This is a genomic window from Actinotignum timonense, from assembly GCF_900155575.1.
GTDB lineage: Bacteria > Actinomycetota > Actinomycetes > Actinomycetales > Actinomycetaceae > Actinotignum > Actinotignum timonense.
The window spans coordinates 1,007,231-1,025,200 of record NZ_LT706966.1 but is presented as its reverse complement, the minus strand read 5'-3'; the positions used below and the strand labels follow the sequence as shown (position 1 = coordinate 1,025,200).

The 17,970-nt window shown below is 59.2% G+C and carries 11 protein-coding genes; 7 read left to right on the top strand and 4 right to left on the bottom strand.

The genetic code is table 11. The features are described 5' to 3' along the window. Nucleotides 1-116: 116 nt before the first annotated feature. Together CZ322_RS04250 and CZ322_RS04245 are read right to left on the bottom strand one after the other, a co-directional pair. Nucleotides 117-1,523: an ABC transporter substrate-binding protein gene (locus tag CZ322_RS04250; RefSeq protein ID WP_087070352.1), complete on the bottom strand. Its 1,407-nt coding sequence runs from the start codon at nucleotides 1,521-1,523 to the stop codon at nucleotides 117-119. Continuing rightward, nucleotides 1,520-4,714: a hypothetical protein gene (locus CZ322_RS04245; RefSeq protein WP_087070351.1), complete on the bottom strand. Its 3,195-nt coding sequence runs from the start codon at nucleotides 4,712-4,714 to the stop codon at nucleotides 1,520-1,522. Before CZ322_RS04245 ends, CZ322_RS04250 begins: the two co-directional genes overlap by 4 nt. Before the next feature lie 398 nt (nucleotides 4,715-5,112). Here CZ322_RS04245 and CZ322_RS04240 point away from each other — a divergent pair, with 398 nt between their 5' ends. The 4 genes from CZ322_RS04240 (at nucleotide 5,113) to CZ322_RS04225 (ending at nucleotide 12,816) form a co-directional block, all read left to right on the top strand. Next, a complete protein-coding gene (locus CZ322_RS04240; protein WP_087070350.1) occupies nucleotides 5,113-5,394 on the top strand; it encodes a pyrophosphorylase in 282 nt (93 codons plus the stop codon). A gap of 254 nt (nucleotides 5,395-5,648) precedes the next feature. Then, on the top strand, nucleotides 5,649-11,321 hold the full coding sequence (locus CZ322_RS04235; RefSeq protein ID WP_087070349.1) for a DUF6531 domain-containing protein: 5,673 nt from the start codon (nucleotides 5,649-5,651) through the stop codon (nucleotides 11,319-11,321). 216 nt (nucleotides 11,322-11,537) lie between these two features. Next, entirely contained in the window at nucleotides 11,538-12,122 is a 585-nt protein-coding gene (locus CZ322_RS04230; RefSeq protein ID WP_087070348.1) for a hypothetical protein, read from the top strand. A gap of 31 nt (nucleotides 12,123-12,153) precedes the next feature. Next, nucleotides 12,154-12,816 carry a hypothetical protein gene (locus tag CZ322_RS04225; protein ID WP_101595432.1) on the top strand — a complete coding sequence of 221 codons (663 nt, stop codon included), beginning with the start codon at nucleotides 12,154-12,156 and terminating at the stop codon, nucleotides 12,814-12,816. On the opposite strand, the gene CZ322_RS09870 is transcribed toward CZ322_RS04225, so the two are convergent. After that, nucleotides 12,813-13,475 (bottom strand): hypothetical protein, encoded by a 663-nt coding sequence (locus CZ322_RS09870; protein WP_143231844.1) that lies wholly within the window; start codon nucleotides 13,473-13,475, stop codon nucleotides 12,813-12,815. The genes CZ322_RS04225 and CZ322_RS09870 overlap by 4 nt on opposite strands. 757 nt (nucleotides 13,476-14,232) lie before the next feature. Between CZ322_RS09870 and CZ322_RS09990 the strand changes: the two genes are divergently transcribed. The 3 genes from CZ322_RS09990 to CZ322_RS04205 all read left to right on the top strand — a co-directional run bounded on the left by CZ322_RS09990 (nucleotide 14,233) and on the right by CZ322_RS04205 (nucleotide 16,690). Beyond that, the gene (locus CZ322_RS09990; RefSeq protein WP_159454987.1) at nucleotides 14,233-15,912 is read left to right on the top strand and encodes a hypothetical protein; all 1,680 of its coding nucleotides are present in this window, start codon (nucleotides 14,233-14,235) and stop codon (nucleotides 15,910-15,912) included. Between the two features lie 179 nt (nucleotides 15,913-16,091). Beyond that, nucleotides 16,092-16,400: a type II toxin-antitoxin system RelE/ParE family toxin gene (locus tag CZ322_RS04210; protein WP_087070345.1), complete on the top strand. Its 309-nt coding sequence runs from the start codon at nucleotides 16,092-16,094 to the stop codon at nucleotides 16,398-16,400. Beyond that, entirely contained in the window at nucleotides 16,397-16,690 is a 294-nt protein-coding gene (locus CZ322_RS04205; protein WP_087070344.1) for an addiction module antidote protein, read from the top strand. Before CZ322_RS04210 ends, CZ322_RS04205 begins: the two co-directional genes overlap by 4 nt. 338 nt (nucleotides 16,691-17,028) lie before the next feature. Here CZ322_RS04205 and CZ322_RS04200 read toward each other — a convergent pair whose 3' ends face one another. Further along, nucleotides 17,029-17,937, bottom strand: a complete 909-nt coding sequence (locus CZ322_RS04200; protein WP_268760138.1) for a LysR family transcriptional regulator — start codon at nucleotides 17,935-17,937, stop codon at nucleotides 17,029-17,031. Nucleotides 17,938-17,970: the final 33 nt, after the last annotated feature.

The following is a 17,970-nucleotide window of genomic DNA, read 5'->3' as shown; positions in this document are numbered from 1 at the left end:
GATCCGAGTGATCGCTCCTAATGACAATACGCATATCGTTTTCCGCTGTGCCTTTACCTTCAGGGGCCGCACCTGGGGTGATGCGGGCGGCCCACTCCGCTTTTTCGGGGTGTTCCTTAGTGGGCACCCTCAGAGGAAATCCATTCGATGCGCCCGTCTACGATGGCTGCTTGCACCGGGCACGGACCGTCGCCCGCGCTACCTGCGCCGCTGCCACCGCTGCTCCCGCTAGCTGCACCGCCACCCGTGCTACCCGTGCTTCCCGCGCCGCAGCGCGCCACCCGTTCGGCTCCCGATACCGCAGCTTCACGCGCTTCGGGGGTGGTGAGGGCCTGCATGATCTTGGCCGGGTCGGTGGAGTCGGCTACCGCGGCGGCGGCCACGAAGCTGAGCACCGCATCGTGACTGAGGCCGTCCGCGTACTGCCAGCGCTCGCTGAACTCGGTGTCATCGCGCAGGGAGGGAAGCGCGCCGTTGGTGCGCATCACTTCCACGGCCTGGAGGAAACCGCCGGCCGGCAGCCCGCTGGCATCCGGTGAGGTGAGGGATACCCCGCCCGGGGTGGGGAATCCGTAACTGTAGATACCGGCAATCGGGGTGCGTGCATCGGTGAGGGCCGTGCTGAGTACGCCGTTGAAAGCTTCCGGCCCCACGAGGATCGGGCCGTCGTATCGCGCCCCGCGCAAGCCGGTGACCTGCTGGGCGATCATGGATGCCGGAGCGTCAATCACCACGCAGGGATTGGGTCGCCCCAGGGTGGCTTCCAGCACCTGGGCGCTCACGGTGGCGGGTTCGGCCAGGCCGATATGGGCATCGACCCCGCGCACGCCCCGCACCCCGTTGGCGAGCTCCCCGCCCACCGAAACCACGGTGGAACACTGGAGGTCACCGAGCTGGTTGGTCAGCCCGGTGATCCAGCCACCCGCGGTGGGAAGCTGGTAGTGCGCGCCCTCGGGAACATTGGCGGAGGGCTGGAGCTGGTAGGGGAAGATAATGGGGAGCCCGGCATCGGCGGCCGCGTTCGCGAGCGCCAGGGTGTGGCTACCGGTAGTGAGGGCAATGACTCCGGAAACATCGTTATCGGATAATTCGGCGATGGCGGCGCGGGCGCCGTCGTCACTACCCTGATCGGAGACCGTCACAAGCTCCACCGGGGTGCCGCCCTGCGCGAGGCGCCATTGCGCTACTCGCACGCCTTCACCGCTGAGGTCCCAGCCCGGGCCCTGGGTGAGATCTTCCGTATAAGATACGACGACGCCGAGCTTGAGGCCCTCGGGCGCATTCTCCACGGCGAGCTCCACGGAGGCCGGCGGGAAAGCCTCAAAATCGGGTTCGCTGGCCGTCCGCGCCTTTTCTGATTGGTACCGGAAGAACCAGATCACGGCCGCGAGGAGGGCGATCAGCAGAAGAGCGGCCAGAATACCGAGTGCGGTACGTCGCTTATCGCGAGCGGGCTCGCCGCTCGCCGGGTAGGCCCCGGAGGATTGAGTTTCGGCCTCGGTGTGCTTAGCGGATTCGCTCACTTTTCCTCCTCAGCAGGAATGACGTGGAAGGAGTACATTCCGATTTCCGCGTTGCCGGATGCCGGGAGCGTAGGTAGCTGTTCGAGGCGGGCCAGGGAGGCGCGCAGGCGCGCGGCCCCGAAGGCATCTGCCCCGAGTGCCGAACGGTACCCGGATTGAATGGTTGTGGTGGTCGCGGTGGAATCGCTGAGCTTGGCATCGGCAATTCCAAGGTGGCCTTCGGAGGTTTTCATGGCTCCAAGCAGGCCGCCGCCACCGGGGGTATTGGTCCCGATATCCGCGAGCACGTTGACGAGGTCCTGCATAATGAGCGCGGACACGGCATCCGAATTAGTGATCGCGTTGCGGCTGGTTGTGCTCACGGTTGCGCTGTTCTCATCCATGAGCTGGTTGGTTTCCGCGTCCAGGGTGTTATTCGCGTCCGTAATCAGACCGGTGGTGCTCCGCACCGCGCTGGACCCGGTGTTGCGCAGGTTTTCGGAGAAGACCGTCAGCTGATTGGAGACGCTATCGAAAATCGCGCTGGAGGAACGTTCGGTGCGGTCCCGCGCGGTGGAAACCCCGGTGTAGAGCCGGTCGCGATTGGTAGTGCCTGTTTCATCGGTGCGGGTCTTCGATTTTCCAACGAAACCGTCCAGTTCGGCTGCAAAGGCATCCAATTCACCCACGACGTCACGGGCGAGCGGGGCCAGATCCGCGTAAATATCAACGGTGGTGGCGATGTTCTTATTCAGTTCGTCAACCATCTGCGCGAGTTGTGCGGTGCGATCCTTGCGCTGATCATCGAGGCGAGCGCGTTCGGCATCCAGATCCGTGAGGATCTGCTGGGATTGCGTGAGGCTCTCGCGTAGCTGCGCGAGCCCGGCAATGGCCTCCGGCTGATTCTCCCCGCTCACCGATTGGCTTGCTTCCATAATCGAGGTGATGTGATCGCGGGTTTCCTGCCCGAGGAAACGCACGGATTGGCGATATTTACCCGCGCGGTTACCGATCATTCCCGCGGTATGCGGGCATTCGGCGCCGGTGAGATCGCGAACAACCTCCCGCACTGCCTTTTTATCGAGCTTGGGATTGGCGATAGGTTCCTCGGAGCCAACCTCACGGGTCAGGCCCGCGTCAATACACATGGATTCCGTGATTTCGGTGAGGCGCTTATCCTGAGCCTGGTTACGTTCAAAAGCCTTCCCGGCTTCCGCATTCACCCGCGCGAATTCCTTATCCAGGGTATCCACGAGCTTGAGTGCGGCATCGAAACGCTTCTTGAGTTCGTCAATATAGGGCGTCATGGGCGCGCTGGAATCTACCGTTTCGGGCGGGATCTCGTGGGGAGCACCCGTACTGGGCCCCGTGCTGGGCTCCGCAGTAGGCGCCGCGCTCGGTTCAGGCGTACCGGAAGGTTCGGTTCCCGCGCTTGGTTCAGGCGAGCCGGAAGGCTCGGTTCCCGGCCGTGGCGGGAAGCTCGGAGAAAGCCCGGGCGTGGGTTCCGGCTGCGGCAAGCGGCCCTCGTGCTGGTAGATCTGGAGGTCTTTCGCGAGGGTATTCACGCTGCGCAGCGCTCCATCCAATTGCTCAACCGTATCCAGGTTCTTGTGCTGGGAACCGCCACGCAGCTGCGTGACCAGCTCTTCACCTTCGGAACGCACCTGGTTGCTCAGCTCATTCAAATCGTGGTGGGCGCTGAGAACCGTGCAGGTCAAGGTGGTGGCAACGGCCGGATTCGCGCAGTCTTCCGGGGAGGGATTTTGCGGCCCGAGGATGCTGTCCAGATCGGAAAGAATATGTTCCTGGCAGCGGGTGGTGGTGGCGCTCAGCGCTTCCAAACGGGCGGAGAGACCGTTAATAACGCCGTACACCCCGCCGGCCGGAATCACTTCTTCCGGATTGGTGACGGTGGGCAGGTCATCGCCCGCCGCCGGGCCGCTGGGCTTGGGTGCCGGTGACAGCGTGGCCATGGGAATGGAGCTTGCCGTTGGCCGGGGGCTGGGATCCCCGTTCGGGAGGGTGGGCCACGGCGAAGGTGCGGCACCCGTACCCGCAGAAGCAGAAGGCGAGGGAGCCGGGGATGCCGGCGCGCTCGGCCCCTCCCCCGGGCTGGGAGCCGCCGGGCTGGGAGCCGCCGGGCTCGGCGTAGCCGGCAGATCTTCTTCCAGGCCGAAGTTGATTTCGCAAGTATCGGGGTTGATATCGATACGCGGCCGGGGAGCATCCGGGTTCCCCAAGAGGGTGCGCACAGTGGCGGTTGTTTCCGCCAGCGAGCTGGACATGGTGGAGCCCGTGCTGGCGAAGAGGCTGTTGAGGCGCGATTCCAGGCTCTCCAGCGTGGATGAGACGGACTGCGCCGAATTCTCGATGCGCCCGCGCGACATTTCCAGATCCCGGATAGTGCGCGAACCAATGGATCCGCCGGCGTTGGCGAGCATGGCACGCGCATCCTCAAGGGCGGTCCCGGAATCCGCGAGGATATCCGCGGATTCTTGCAGGGTACGGATCGTTTGGGAAACGAGCAGTGTTTCCTCACGCTGCTTGCGCGAATCCGGGTTGATACCGAAGCCGGGCTGCGTCGCAATATTGATAACGGGCGTGACGAAATCCTGTGCCTCAACAACCAGCGTGAAATGCAGGAGCGAGGTGGTGGACCCTACTCCGGTGAGTCCAGCCCACTGCACCGTGGTGGTACCGCGGTCATTAACGGCGACGACGCCGTTGGTTGCTATGCCTTCACCGCCGGCCTGGGGAGTCCGAACAGCTTCGGGAGCGATACCGGGCAATTCCACACCGGCAGCAACCGACATCGGGGTGGCCACCAGGACCTCGTGACTAACAGCGCGCCCGTCAATATCCGCGTTCACCCGCTCCAATTTACCTGTGATATTTTGCACAGTGACATCGATGCGGACCGGGCCGGTAGCCCCGGCAACACTGCTGGCATCTGAAGTGGTGACCCCGTTAAAGGTGTAGGAGGTCACCACCCGGATGGGGAGCTCCCCACCGGCGGCTGCCGGATCAATACGGTGGCCATCACCGCCGGCCATGGCCGTAATGGCTCCGTCACCGCCCACCTGGATCGTGACAACTCCAGGGTCGGCCTGAGCCGGGACAGCCACCGCCACTCCGGCCACGGCCAGAGCGGGAACCGCCAGAGCCAGAAGCGCTGGCCGGCATCGCTTCACAAAGTTGCGGACAGGAAACATTGGGCGCCTTTCGTACTGTGGTGAGCGCATGACGGCCACACCCTATCACTACGTGATGACATAATTTCCCTGGCTTAAACCGCGCCAGAAAGCCGTTTCCCGGGAATTTGGTTTTTATTTACCTTGGGGGCACATACTATGCGGATTTACCTTCGTTTCACGGTCCCGCGCGGCCGGAGAAGCGCCGTCGTCGTATATTCCACCGCGCCGCAGTCAAGCCCACCGCAAGGTTAACGCAAGCCCTCCACCACCCTCGTAATTGTTATCAATTTGTAATATTTCACGTTACGGAGTATTTACCCGGGGTCAGTAGCGTCGAAGGCGTCGATGGCTAGACATGACAATGTCGCCCTGTCGGCACTGTCAGAACTCTTCTCTACCCAATAAGGAGACCAATCATGGCTCGTGTACTTACATCCAGTGAAGCCAAGCAGGCCATTCAGCAGATGCAGTCCATTATTAACGGTGGGCTGACCGATCAGATTTCGCAGCTTGATACCCAGGGGCAGACCCTCTCGGATGCGAATGTGTGGGATGGTCCGCTCGCTCAGCAGTTCCGTGGTGATGTGTGGCCGCAGACCAAGTCGGCTCTGGACAAGGCCAAGCAGGAACTCGAGGATCTGCGTAACCAGCTCGACCAGATCTCGACCAATATCTTCACCGCCGGCGGCGGCGAGTAAGCACCACACCACCACCAGTCCGATTTACGCGCAATCCGGGCGGTTCACCGCATTTGCGTGTCACCCACGCGGCGAACCGCCCGGATCTTGCGTTTCCTTATATTTCATTTCTCCTCCATGACTTCTTCATCGCCCGCCCTGTCTCGCCTCGCCACCACAGCACACCGTCACGTGCCCCGCGAGGCGCTCACACTGAGCGCGCGAAACACAGCTTGCCCAGCCCGGATGTCGACTCATAACGATAGGTAGTTCCCATGCCAAGACCCAACGTATATACCGGTTTCGAAGCCGGTCTCGCGAGCAATTTAAAGAGCGCTATCAACAACGCGATTGAGGCGCTGAACACCGCCCAGACCACTCTCAACGGCGGCATCGCCTACGCACAAATTGACTTCGCCGGGCGGTTCGCGGATTTGTACGCGCAGAATATGGATATCCAGCGCGCGGATAAAGAGATGCTGGTCGCGTCTTTGCAGGCGCTGGAATCGGGCGTTACCGAACTGGAAGAAGCCGCGCGGGCCGAACAGAAGATGATCGACATCTTCAACGCCTGGGAAGCAGACCACAACCGCTGGCGCGCCCGGCGGCCCATTGACCCGGAGCTCATACCGCTGTGGTTGGCCAGCGAACCGCGCCTCATCCCTCCGAGTGCGCGTTACCCGGGTACCCCGCCGGCGCGTTCCATCGATCAGCCTTCCTTACCCCAACACGACACCCCCATGCCGGGCAGCGGCGGGGGCGGCTCAGGCGGGCGTTCCTCCTGCTACCCCGCGAATCTGTACGAATACGTGCTAGCGGCCCGTTCAGCGCATGACACTCTTGAGAGCCATCCGCGCGCCTTGCAGACTGCCGTCAGTTCCTTTGTGAGCGGCTGGAAATTCGGGAATCTTTCCGGTGGGGAAAGCATCGCGTGGGGCATCAACGATTACATGCGCAATAACGATAACGATGCCGAGTGGATTGACGTGGTGCGCCAGGCATTCAAGGAAGCCGGCGAAGGCGGTCCGGTACTTACTTTGCTGGATTCGTACATCGATGCGGTGCTCGATAACGCCGGTGTGGATGCGGGGCGTAAGGCTATTGGGGTGGCGTGGCCGGTTTTGACTGGTCAGGTTGTTCATTCTGCTTTGGTGTCTGATCCGGTTAATAGTGCGACGGGTAATTTCCTGGAGCCGGAGTTGGATATTAGTTTCCCTGACGGTTCCCAGGTGGGTGGCTTGTCGCGGGTGTATAACTCGATTCTGGCTCATATGCAGCGCGTGGGTAGTGATGATGCTCCCGTGCGTGGTGTTTTCGGTACGGGGTGGACGAGTGTGCTTGACCAGTGTGTGGTCGAGCGCGGCGATTACCTGGTGTGGATGCGCGAGGATGGTCAGCATATCTACTTCCCGGTGGACGGCGAGAAGTTCGGGCCCGGTTCGGGTGTGGTGCGTGCTGAGGGAGAAAACTTCTGGGTTCGCGCAATCGCCGCGCCGGGTGATAGCGAAGGAGCACTGCGCTGGGAGATTTCGGATAATACTGGCCAGCGTTGGGTCTTCACCCGCGGCGGGGCCTGGCTTGAGGTGTGTGGGCGTGAAGGTTTCGGGGTGCGGGCCGAGCGGGATCGTGATGGTCTGATTAGCGCGCTGGTCAGTGAGCGTGGCCGGCGTATCGAGGTGGAGTACCTGGATGGCCGGGTGGTTGTGGCTCGTGGCTGGGATGGTACCCGTTTCGAATATCTTTACGAGGGCGAGCATTTGGTGGGCGCGAAGGGCCCGCATGGTACCCGGCGCTACGAGATTGACGATGCTGGTCTGGTTGCCCGCGTGGTTGCGGCAACTGGCGTGGTTGAGTGCGTGAATGTTTACGACGACGCAGCTCGCGTGGTCAAGCAGACCTCTGAGCACGGTCGGGATACTCGTTTTGCTTATCTACCGGGCCGGGTCACGGTGGTCAGTGATGCTGATGGTTCGCGTTCGAATACGTGGGTGGCTGATAGTCGGGGTCGTACTATCGCAGCCCAGGACTGCGATGGTAACCGCCAGACCATGTCTTATGACCGGCACGGGAACTTGTTGCGGTTCCGGGACCGGGATAATAAAGTCACCACGCATTTTTATGATGAGCGTGGGCACTTGGTTCGCACGGTTTCCCCCGCGGGTGGGGAACTAACCGCCACCTATGACGGTCTGGATCGCCTGGTTGAGGCGGTGGGGCCTACCGGCCTGGTGGCCCGCTATGAGTATGAAGGCGAGAGCCGTAACCCGAGCCGTTTCATTGATGCTAATGGTGCGGTGACCAGTCTGGAGTGGGAGGGCGGGCTCTTGGTGAGAGCCACGGACCCGACAGGAGTATTCCAGACTATTGGCTATAACGATGCCGGTGAGGTTATTTCCTTTGCTGACGCGTTGGGGAATACGTATCGCCTGGATCGTGATAGCGCGGGCCGTGTGGTTGAGATGGTCACGCCGCTTGGTTTTGCTACCCGGCTTGTTTATAACACGGACGGTACGCTTTCTCGCCGTGTTGATCCGGATGGGGCTACCACCACGATTGATTACGATGCTTATGGGCGTCCGGTTGTGGTGACCGACCCGGGCGGGGCGAAAATAACGTTGGTGTATAGCGAGATTGATGGCCGGGTAGAAAAGATTATTAACCCGCTGGGCCATAGCCTGGCTAATGATGTGGATGACTTGGGTAATCTGCGTTCCATCACTATGCCCGATGGGGATGAGTTCACCTTTGTTTTTGATGCTCTCTCGCGCCTGCGCGAGGTTGCTGACCCGCTGGGGCATGCGTGGAAGTTTGAGTATGACGCTGTGGGGGATCTTTCCACCGTGATTGACCCGGCTGGGGTTACTACCCGGACGGTTACAGACTCCAAAGAGCGTACCGCTACCTCGGTTGATAGCCACGGTCATGGTGCGGTTGTGCAGTTTGATGAGTTCGGGCGTCCGGTGGCTAGTTATGACACCGCTAAGAACGCTTCCGTGGTTACCTACGATATCCGGGGTAATGTCACGGAAATGTTGGACGCTGAAGGCGCTCTGACAACCCTGGATTATGACGCGGCCGGGCGTGTGGTGCGGATGACTAGCTCGGGAGGGAAGGTTACGGAGTATACGTACGGGCCTTCGGGGCGTTTGGACGAGCTCACCACCCCGGAAGGCGTGACGCGTTTTGAATACGATGCTGACGGGCGTGTGGTTGCCACGGTGAATACTGCCGGGGAGCATTCGACTTTCGAGTATGACTCGTGTGGGAGGTTGCTGCGGGCTAGGGTAGCCGGGCGGGGTACCTCCGAGTTCCGGTATGACGCGTGTGGGCGGGTAACTTATTCGCGGGATATCCTCACCGGTGTCCGTTATTTCCGGTACGACGCGGCGGGGAATCTTATCTCGGTGCGTAATGGCCTGGGCGGTATCACGCGTTATGAATACGATGTGCGTAACCGCCTGGTGCGGGTGGTTGACCCGGCCGGCGGGGTGACGGAACGCGTGTATGACGGTGTGGATAACCTCCTCTCGGTCACTGACCCGCTCGGGCGTAGCGTGGCGCTGTCTTATGACGAGGTGGGGAACCCGGTTTCTCGCACAAGTGCTGATGGGACCGTGACGAGTTTCGAGCATGAGGATGGCATGGTAAGCCAGGCTCGTATCAATGGCCGGGAAGCCTTCCGTTCCGAACTTGATTATGAGGACCGGACCCTTACCCTTACAGATGGTGAGGAGAACCGGCATGTGTTCACTTATGACCGCCTAGGCCGCCTGGTTTCCCACAACAGTATGGTGGCAGGAGCGGCGCGGTGTTCTACCTGGACGTACGGGAAGGACGGGGAGCGGACTTCTTATACCCCGGCAGGCGGGGCGACCTACCGTTATGGGTATGATGCGGTTGGTAATCTTGCCACGATCACGCATCCGGACCTGGATACGGTCCGTTTTGGTTACGATCCGATGGGCCGAGTCACCCACATGGTTGCCGGTGAAGATACCCACCAGTGGGCCTATAGGGATGGTTTCGTCTGCCGCCATACGCATACTCGTGATGGTGTGGAGGAAACTACCCGTGTTGAGCATGATTCGTGGGGTCGTGTTATCTCGATAACCACCGGGAGTGAGAAAGTTGCTTATGAGTACGGTGAGGATGGCCAGCTTACTGCTGCTATCTCAACCAGTGGCGTAAAGAAGACGTGGGAGTATGACGAGGCTGCTCGTATTATCCGCTTCACCGACGGTGATACGGTCAGTGAATACACCTATGATCAGGCGAGCCAGCTCGTTGAGCGGCACCTCACTTCCCCGCAAGGCACGAGCCGGACGGTTTACGGCTATGACGCGGATGGGTATCGGGTTAGCCAGACCGTGGATGGGAAGCTCGCACGGCGGTTGCGTTGGGATGCGAGTGGGAGCCTGGCGGGTATCACTGACGTGGTTGATGGCCGTGAACGCGAGCTGACTATCACCCTGGACGGGTTGGGTAACCCGGTCAGTTTCGGGGATGAGACTCGCCTTGAGTGGGATTATGCTTCCCCTATCCCCACAGTCGGGGCGATGAATGGTAGCCCGTTCATGTCTCTTCCCGGTGGTGTGATGCTCAGCGGGCAAGGTATGGAAACTCGGTCTGATACGAGCTGGAGGGCCGGGCGGGGCACGGACCCGATGGCCCCGTTCGCTAGCCCGGGCGTCGTGGCGGGTTTGAGTGAGCATTTACCTGAGGGTGTTGACGTGCTCGGGACTGGGGCCTTGCGTGTTGGTGGTATGGAGTGGATGGGTGAGCGCCTGTATGACCCGGCCACTCAGGCGTTCTTGTCCCCGGACCCGCTCCCGGCACCGGCGGGGACGTCGTACCAGACTAATCCGTATAACTATGGTGCGAATAACCCACTCGCACTCATGGACCCACTCGGGCTGACCCCTGCTACCGATGGTTTCTTTACAAGGCTGGGTAGAGGGCTTGATGCTGCGTTTGATGGTATTGGCAAGGCTCTTCGTACTGGGTGGAATTGGACCCGCGATAATATCCTCAAGCCAGTCGGAAACTTCCTTAAGAACGCAGGGAACTGGCTCAAGGGAGCGTTCAACGCAACTGTCAATTGGGTAAAGGTCCATTGGAAGACAGTTGTTGGCGTGGTTGCGGTAGGCGCCGGCATCGCTCTTCTCTGTTCCGGCATTGGTGCCCCCGCAGGAGCTGGACTTCTTACCGTTGTTGGCTATGGAGCTGCAATAGGTGCCGGATCCGGAGCACTTATCGGCGGAGGATCCTCAATGATTAGCCAGGATCTTTTCAATCACGACAATTTCAGTTGGGGAGAAGTCATTTACCAGACCGTTCTCGGCGGGGTTAGTGGAGGCATTGGCGGCGGACTTGGTGCCGGTGCATCACACGTAACGACCAAACTTCTTAAAGGTGTCAACTGGGTGAAAGGGCAGGTTAGCCATATCCCGCAACGAATTAAGAATATCGGGAATATGTTCAAAGGTAAGCCACGTGTACCTATCAAGATCTCCACAGATCTCTCAAGAGCGCAGGGAATCGGCGTTGATATCGTTAAAAGTGTGACTTCTGATTATTCTAAGGAAGCTACAAATTGGGTCGGAGACTCGCTGTTTAAGGATTACGTCGAAACAGGAAACTTCAATCCAAACTTCAGCGAAGAAGACCTCGCCGGACGCATGGTAACGGTTACCGGTGCACAATTCACGGGCGGAGCTTTACGAATCAAAGGCGTGAACCAGATTCCCACCTCGTCAGGTTTATCAAACGCCCAGAATCTTGTGCTTCAGAAGGGTGGTAAGTTCTTGACGGAATTCGCACCAAAAGAAGTCAAGAATCTCGAAGCTATTCGCGCGGATCTTGTAGACGGCGATGGTGAATTTAAGTCAGCTTCCCACGCACGCAGGCACATCAAGTCATTGGCCGAGTCGGTCAAGGCGTTAAAGTAACGATACGATACGATACGCCTCTCAGACACAGTTTCCTTGAATTTTCGTGGGCGGGACCTTTGAGAGTTCCCGCCCACGAAACTCCAACTTTCATAACTTCTTCACTCCCCTCATCTATACCATCCTGGAGGTTTTCTTTTGAGCAGCTACATCGGGCCTCTCGCTAGTTTCACCGCGGGTGCTGCGGCACCAACAATTCAGCGACGACTCCGGAAGATGAGCACGTACCCGCGTGAGCCACGAGTCTTCTCACAGGCGAAAATCTTCCTTCCGGTCGGTGGAATCGGAGTCTTTCTCCTCGGACTAACGGTCATCGCCCTAGCAACCAGTGACGAGGCCAGCCGCCCCGACGATGCCACCCTAGGAATTATCTTCTGCTCCATCGCAATCATTCCGTGCCTCTGGTTCCTCTGGATGGGATTAGCGCGCAGGTTCGGCGTCGACAATGAAAAAGTCTGGTCCCGTTTTGCACCGGTGTTTTACCGTGAAATCTACTTTTCGGACATCACTCGAATCACGTTCGACAACCTGGGTTTTCGCCTCTACAACAGGCAGAACAAGTTCCTCGGAGTAGCAATCAACCGCTTCGATTACACACTCGCTTACCTGCGAATCCTTGAAGAGCTGAAGTACCGCCGTTTCACGGTGGGCGACGTCGCCCCGCGCGACCCGCGCTGGCCACAGGCCGCACAGGAACTACGCAATGCACTCGCCTCGGAAGCCTATCGCAACCACCAGAACTACTACGACAACCACCCGGCCGAGCTTCACGAGCTCACCGCTCTCGCCCAGGGCCGCTAATTACTTACGTACTCAAAAAGGACGGATACCGATGTCCGCGTCTTTCTCTTTCACGGCCGGCTTCGCAACGGGAGCTACACAATCCCCGCTGCAACGCCGCATCAGGAAGATGAGCGATTACCCGCGCCAAGAGCGAGTTTTCTCGATAGCCAAGCGGGCAGTGCCTATCGGCGGCGTTTTCCTAGCAATCGGGATCCTTGGTATTCTCGGCACCCTCATCGTGTCATCAGGATCAAACCTTGGTGACTTCATCCCGGAACTCGTGGGATTTTCCGCCAGTCTTATTCTGGGTTTGCTCCTGGTATGGGTAGGTCTAGCTCGCCGATACGGCGTTAATCAGGTAGGCGTATGGTCCCATCTGACTCCGTTTTTCCATCACGACATCCCATACTCTCAGATCACCAGTATCACCACTGCCGGCAATGACGGCTGGAAGGTTTATGGGAACAGCACCCATCTCACCCTCTCCAAAGATGTTTTCGATTACACTCTTGCCTACCTACGGATTCTTGAGGAGCTCAAGCACCGCCGTTTCACCGCCAACAATGTTGAACCCCACGACCCGCGTTGGCCCGAAGCAGCACAAAACCTACGTTATGAACTAGCCGCGGAAACCTACCGCAACCACCGAGGCTACTACGACAGCCGCCCCGCCGAGTTCCAAGCACTGATCGAGCTTTCCGAGGGACGTTAAGAGCCCACGGGGTAACGCCCTACCGCTAATGCGTTGAGCTCCTGCAATTCGGCGGGATGGGAATCATAGTAATTTTGGTGGTTCCGATACGCCTCGGCCGCCAGCCGATTACGCATATCCTGCCACGCCTCCGGCCACCGCGGATCATGGGGCTCGATTTTCCCAACCGTGAAGCGCCGGATCCGCATCTCCTCCAGGATCCGCAGGTAGGCAAGAGTGAGATCGAAAACATTGATAGCTAATCCGATGGGCTTTTTTCGCTTACCGAAGACACCAAAACATACGCCATTAAAAGTAATTCGCCTTATATCCGCGTAGCAGATTTCGCGGTAGAAAAAGGGCACAAACCGAAACCAGAATTTTTGATTATCCACACCAAAATGGCGCTTGTATCCGATCCATAAGAACCACATACATACAAGCATCATGATCGAGCAACAAATAATTCCAAGCGTGGCGTCATCGGGTCTACTTGCTTCGTCAGCCGTTGCCAACACGATTGCGGTGAAAGCCATTAAAACCGTGCCCGGCCACCCAATAGCAAAACAAATTCTAGCTTGTGACAAGACCCGCGGCTCGCGCGGATATTTACTCATTTTCCGCAACGCCCGCTGAAATGAGGGCGCGGCCGCAACCAAAGCGCCTACCGGAAAGGACATGAGGAACCTCCAACTCAGGAGCCGCTGCGGCTACCGTGTTTCAGCCGAATGATCGATTGGACGTGGCTACCGATGCCACGCACCATCCACCACTAACGGTACGATGCGAAGCTCGTCCCGCGCTACCGTGTTTTGCCACACCCTCCACCGAGGCCCGCGCACATAGCAAGTGACCAAGCGCATTGTGATGTTCTCGGTAGCAAACAGCCATTTTCGCCAGTGAGCCTCAGCAGCGGGAACACCCCAAAGCACCACGCTATCGCCAATACCCAGACCGCTACGAGCGAGCTCTTAGCATTCTTGTTCAACACTGCACCACATCACGTCCAGCCACCACAAAGCCATCACCAACCGCCGCCAGCCAACTCTAACCGACCCAGAAAAAGCCCTATATTCCCCGTCCCGAAAAATACCAAAACACCCTCTAGTAAAAATAATTCACACCACCCCAGCCCAATAAACTTCATGCTATAAAAGCCCACCGCAAAAGCGCCGCCTCCAACCACCACCCACCCCAGCCCACTCCCCCAGAAACGGCACAATAACCTGGCAAAACACCCGCACTCTCACCCCGCAAAAACCCGCCACCCCGGCCATTTTTCCTACCAGAACCCAAGCTCAATCTGGTTATAATACCTAATAAATTGAGCACTTACGGTACGTCTTTCCGCGGCTTGGCACCGCCCTTATTCCTACCTCCACGGAACAGACCCCGCCGCGCTCCTTGACCAACAGCATCACAACGAATGGATGACACATGAAGAAATCACTGACAAGCTTCGGGAGCGCCGCCCTGGTGGCCGCGCTCGCCGGGGTGGGATTACTTCTGCCCGCCACGGCCGGAGCTACGAACACCCAGCTCACTTTTAACGTCCGCTCGCTCACGGGCGGCGCGGTCAATTGCCAGGGCGAGGATACCTGCGTGGAGAAGATCGGCGACGTCGCCCACGTGACCTACACGGTGCAAACCACTCCCCTGGTCGTTTCCTCGGACCGCATCCAGACCGCGCGCGGCACCTCCATTTTCGTGCCCGCGGTCCTGGAAAACGTGAAGCTCACTCTCACCAGCGTGCCGGACAAGGCTTGGGAGGTTGCGGAACAATCGGATCCTCGTATTACGACGACGACACCCGTGAAACCCGTTGATCAGCCCCTCCCCGTTATTGAGGTCAAGCGCAACTCCGAGGGTGAGCTCGAATCGCCGCTCAACGGCGGGTTGGTTTCCTCGGATGTGACCAATCCGGAATTGGGCGTCTGGCGAATTCCGGCCGGTACCGCTAAGGCCGGGGATGCGCCGTCGTACTTCGGCTACAACGGACCGGTGAAAAATATGGAGCTGTACGACGAATACACCTTCGGCGTGAACGAGCCCGGGGTGTACACGATCAAGGTGGAAGGCGATGTGACTGTGCAGTCCGAGCTGACCGTGCTGCCGATCCGCGCCACCAATAAGCTCTGGAAGTGCTCTCAGGAAGGCGGCGGGCCCGGGTCGTGGGATGAGGGCTGCCAGCCGCTCACGGATTATGACTGGGGCCAGATGGATGAGCTTCCCAAGTATTCGCTCACGGATGCAGCCACGAATAATTTCCTCGCCGGGCATCACACGCCGGCGGGTCTGACCGGCTCGACCCAGTGCATTGTGACCGGGGAGTCGGGCCGCGCTGACCTCATCGGCACGGATACCGGGGAATCTCAGGCTGTCCATAACCTCTATAGCCAGGTTTTCGCGCTGCGGTATAACCCGGCTGTCACGTACTATTTGAGCGGCGTAAACGAGGACGGCTGTGACCAGGCGGCTGCCGTCGTGAAGGTGTGCGCGAAGCCCGCGCCGGAGGACAAGAAGCCCGGCGCGCCCGATGCCTCCGGTGAGGACGCCCCGATCATCCCGGGCGCGAAACCCACTGCTCCGGGTACGCCTGGCACGCAGCCAACTGCCCCGGGTACTGAGCCCACTACTCCCGAAACGCCCGATAGTGGCACTCCCGGCACCCCGGGTACGCAGCCGACTACTCCGGGCGCCCCGGATAATTCGGAGACTCCCGGTGATCACGCCCCGAGCACTCCGGATGGCGATACTCCCACAACCCCGGGTACCCCAAGCACTCCGGGAATTCCGAGCGAGTCCCCCACTGTTCCGAGTACACCCGGCGACCAGCCGAGTACGCCGAGCACTACTCCAACCACCCCGGGCAACCAAACCCCGGAAACGCCCGGTACATCAGGAACACCTGAAGCACCCGGCACTCCGGCCGGCACACCCGCCACTGAAAATCCCGGCACGAATCCGTCCGAGGGCCCGCAACTGACGAAGAAGCGCACCCAGCCCCAGCTGCAGCGCACCGGAGCCTCGGCCGCCTTTGGCCTGGCAGCTGCCGCGGTCTTGCTCCTCGTGGGCATCCCGGTGGTCACGCGCAGCCGAGCCAAGCGCACGGCATAGCGCGCCTTAACCGCAACGCGGGAGAGGGCCGGTCACCAGACCGCGCCTTCTCCCGCGTTTGTTTTCCGTGCGTCAACCACGTATTCAACCACCCTATTCACAGCGGAGGCACGGAACTTGCCACGAATACCTCACCGCCGCCCCCTTGACCAATGTAGCCTATAGACTACAATTAGGTCATGGAGATGATTTCCAGTAGCTTGTTCGATGCGTGGCTAGACAAGCTGAAAGACAAACACGCACAGCGGCGTATCTTGCACGCAATAGCGAGATGCGAAGCTCACGGAATGATGTTAGGAGATATCAAACCTGTTGGCGGAAAAGTCAGCGAGATGAGATTTCATTTCGGTTCGGGCTACCGGGTGTACTACACGCAGCTAGGTGCAGTAACGGTTTTCTTGTTAGCCGGCGGAGATAAGTCCAGCCAAAGCAGGGACATTCACATAGCGCAAGAACTGGCAAAACAACTCAGGGAGGAACAGCGATGACCAAGGTAACTTTTTCAACTTTCGACGCAAGCAAATACCTTGATAGTCAAGAAGCGATGAACGACTACCTTGCTATTGCTCTCGAAGACGGCGATACAAAAACCGTGCAGGTAGTTTTGCGTGATATTGCCCGGGCCCGCGGCATGAGCCAGCTCGCTAAAGATACTGGACTCAACCGCGAATCGCTCTATAAATCACTGTCAAAAGACGGCAATCCGTCCTTTGCTGCTATCACGAAAATCATGAAAGCCCTCGGACTGAAAATAACGCTCGCTCCCCAAAACGTCTAGTTCCCGGTTACCATCTCGAATCACGCCAGCCCAGGCTCCTTCGATCCGTGTCACGGTTACGTTGTCGTTGCAATCGCGTTATTGGAACGACGACGGCGCTATCCCACTACGCCCCCAGCCACGCAGATAGGCTCAGTACGGAGCGCTAACTTCTCCGACCCGTCAGCGTAAGCAAGCGGAGAAGCACGGATCAGGCTCATGCGCCACGCATATCCTCGCCCGGGCTGGATGGTGCGGAACCGTGGTGGATTCTGCACCCGTTCAGCGTATACAGCAGGAGCCGCCCGCGTAGCGAACGGCCCCAGATACTCCTTCAACATCGTGGTTGATGAGTAATGTCAATCTACCATGCAAAAGGTGGCTCTGGCTGTTTCCACGAATACCTCACCAGCCCGCCCCAGGCGTGCTTGCTTGCTCCACGCCAACACACACCGCAAACCAACCAGCCAATCAAGAGGCACAAACACCAAACCAGAACCACCACCAGAATTCGCGGCCCCGATCATGCGCGTGTTCCCCGCAACGGCGTTCTCCAGGACGATAGCCTCACCAACCCCGGCCTCAACCAGCCGGCAAGCCACCCGCCCAGACCCATACCGGCCAACCACATCCAACTGGTTTTCCTTATCCAACCAATACCCCAACTCCCGACTCCCCTCATGCGGCAACAACAACGCCCGCTTCGTAATATCCGCACGCCGCACCGACTCACGCCCCGCCAGATCACTACCACTCCGGGTAAGCAGTCCCCACCGGTCCTCACCCGGCAAGCTCAGTGTCTCCCACGCGTCACACTCCCAGGAAGCATCCAACACCGCGAAAGACGCACTCCCTTCAGCAAGCATGCGGGCCGCTTGCTCACGCCCACAAGCCCGCAACTCAAAACTAATCCCCGGATACCGTTGCCTCACTTGCCCCATCACACTCGCGAGACTCTCCAGGGCACTAGACTCACGTCCCACAATCACAATCCGCCCGCGTGGGTCATCCACACTATCTCGTATCTCACTCACGGTTTTATCCACCAACCCAAGAATCTGAGTCGAGCGCTCCACCAGATGCCAGCCCGCGGGCGTGAGCTCACTACCCCGCCCGGCCCTTTGAGTGAGCCGATAACCCACTTCTTCTTCTAACAACTGGATACGCTTGACCACAGCCGCTGTGGTACACCCGCACTGACGTGCTACCGCGTCCATCGTCCCCAGCCTCGAATACAATACGAGGGTTTCTAATAACTCAAGCCTCACCACAACACCCGTCTTCTAACACCACAAAAGCCA

Bases quoted from the DNA above. Each gene is read 5' to 3' on its own strand.
- CZ322_RS04245 (WP_087070351.1), bottom strand. From the start codon at position 4,714: ATGTTTCCTGTCCGCAACTTTGTGAAGCGATGCCGGCCAGCGCTTCTG.
- CZ322_RS09990 (WP_159454987.1), top strand. From the start codon at position 14,233: ATGAAGAAATCACTGACAAGCTTCGGGAGCGCCGCCCTGGTGGCCGCG.
- CZ322_RS04205 (WP_087070344.1), top strand. From the start codon at position 16,397: ATGACCAAGGTAACTTTTTCAACTTTCGACGCAAGCAAATACCTTGAT.
- CZ322_RS04225 (WP_101595432.1), top strand. From the start codon at position 12,154: ATGTCCGCGTCTTTCTCTTTCACGGCCGGCTTCGCAACGGGAGCTACA.
- CZ322_RS04240 (WP_087070350.1), top strand. From the start codon at position 5,113: ATGGCTCGTGTACTTACATCCAGTGAAGCCAAGCAGGCCATTCAGCAG.
- CZ322_RS09870 (WP_143231844.1), bottom strand. From the start codon at position 13,475: ATGTCCTTTCCGGTAGGCGCTTTGGTTGCGGCCGCGCCCTCATTTCAG.
- CZ322_RS04210 (WP_087070345.1), top strand. From the start codon at position 16,092: ATGGAGATGATTTCCAGTAGCTTGTTCGATGCGTGGCTAGACAAGCTG.
- CZ322_RS04230 (WP_087070348.1), top strand. From the start codon at position 11,538: ATGAGCACGTACCCGCGTGAGCCACGAGTCTTCTCACAGGCGAAAATC.
- CZ322_RS04235 (WP_087070349.1), top strand. From the start codon at position 5,649: ATGCCAAGACCCAACGTATATACCGGTTTCGAAGCCGGTCTCGCGAGC.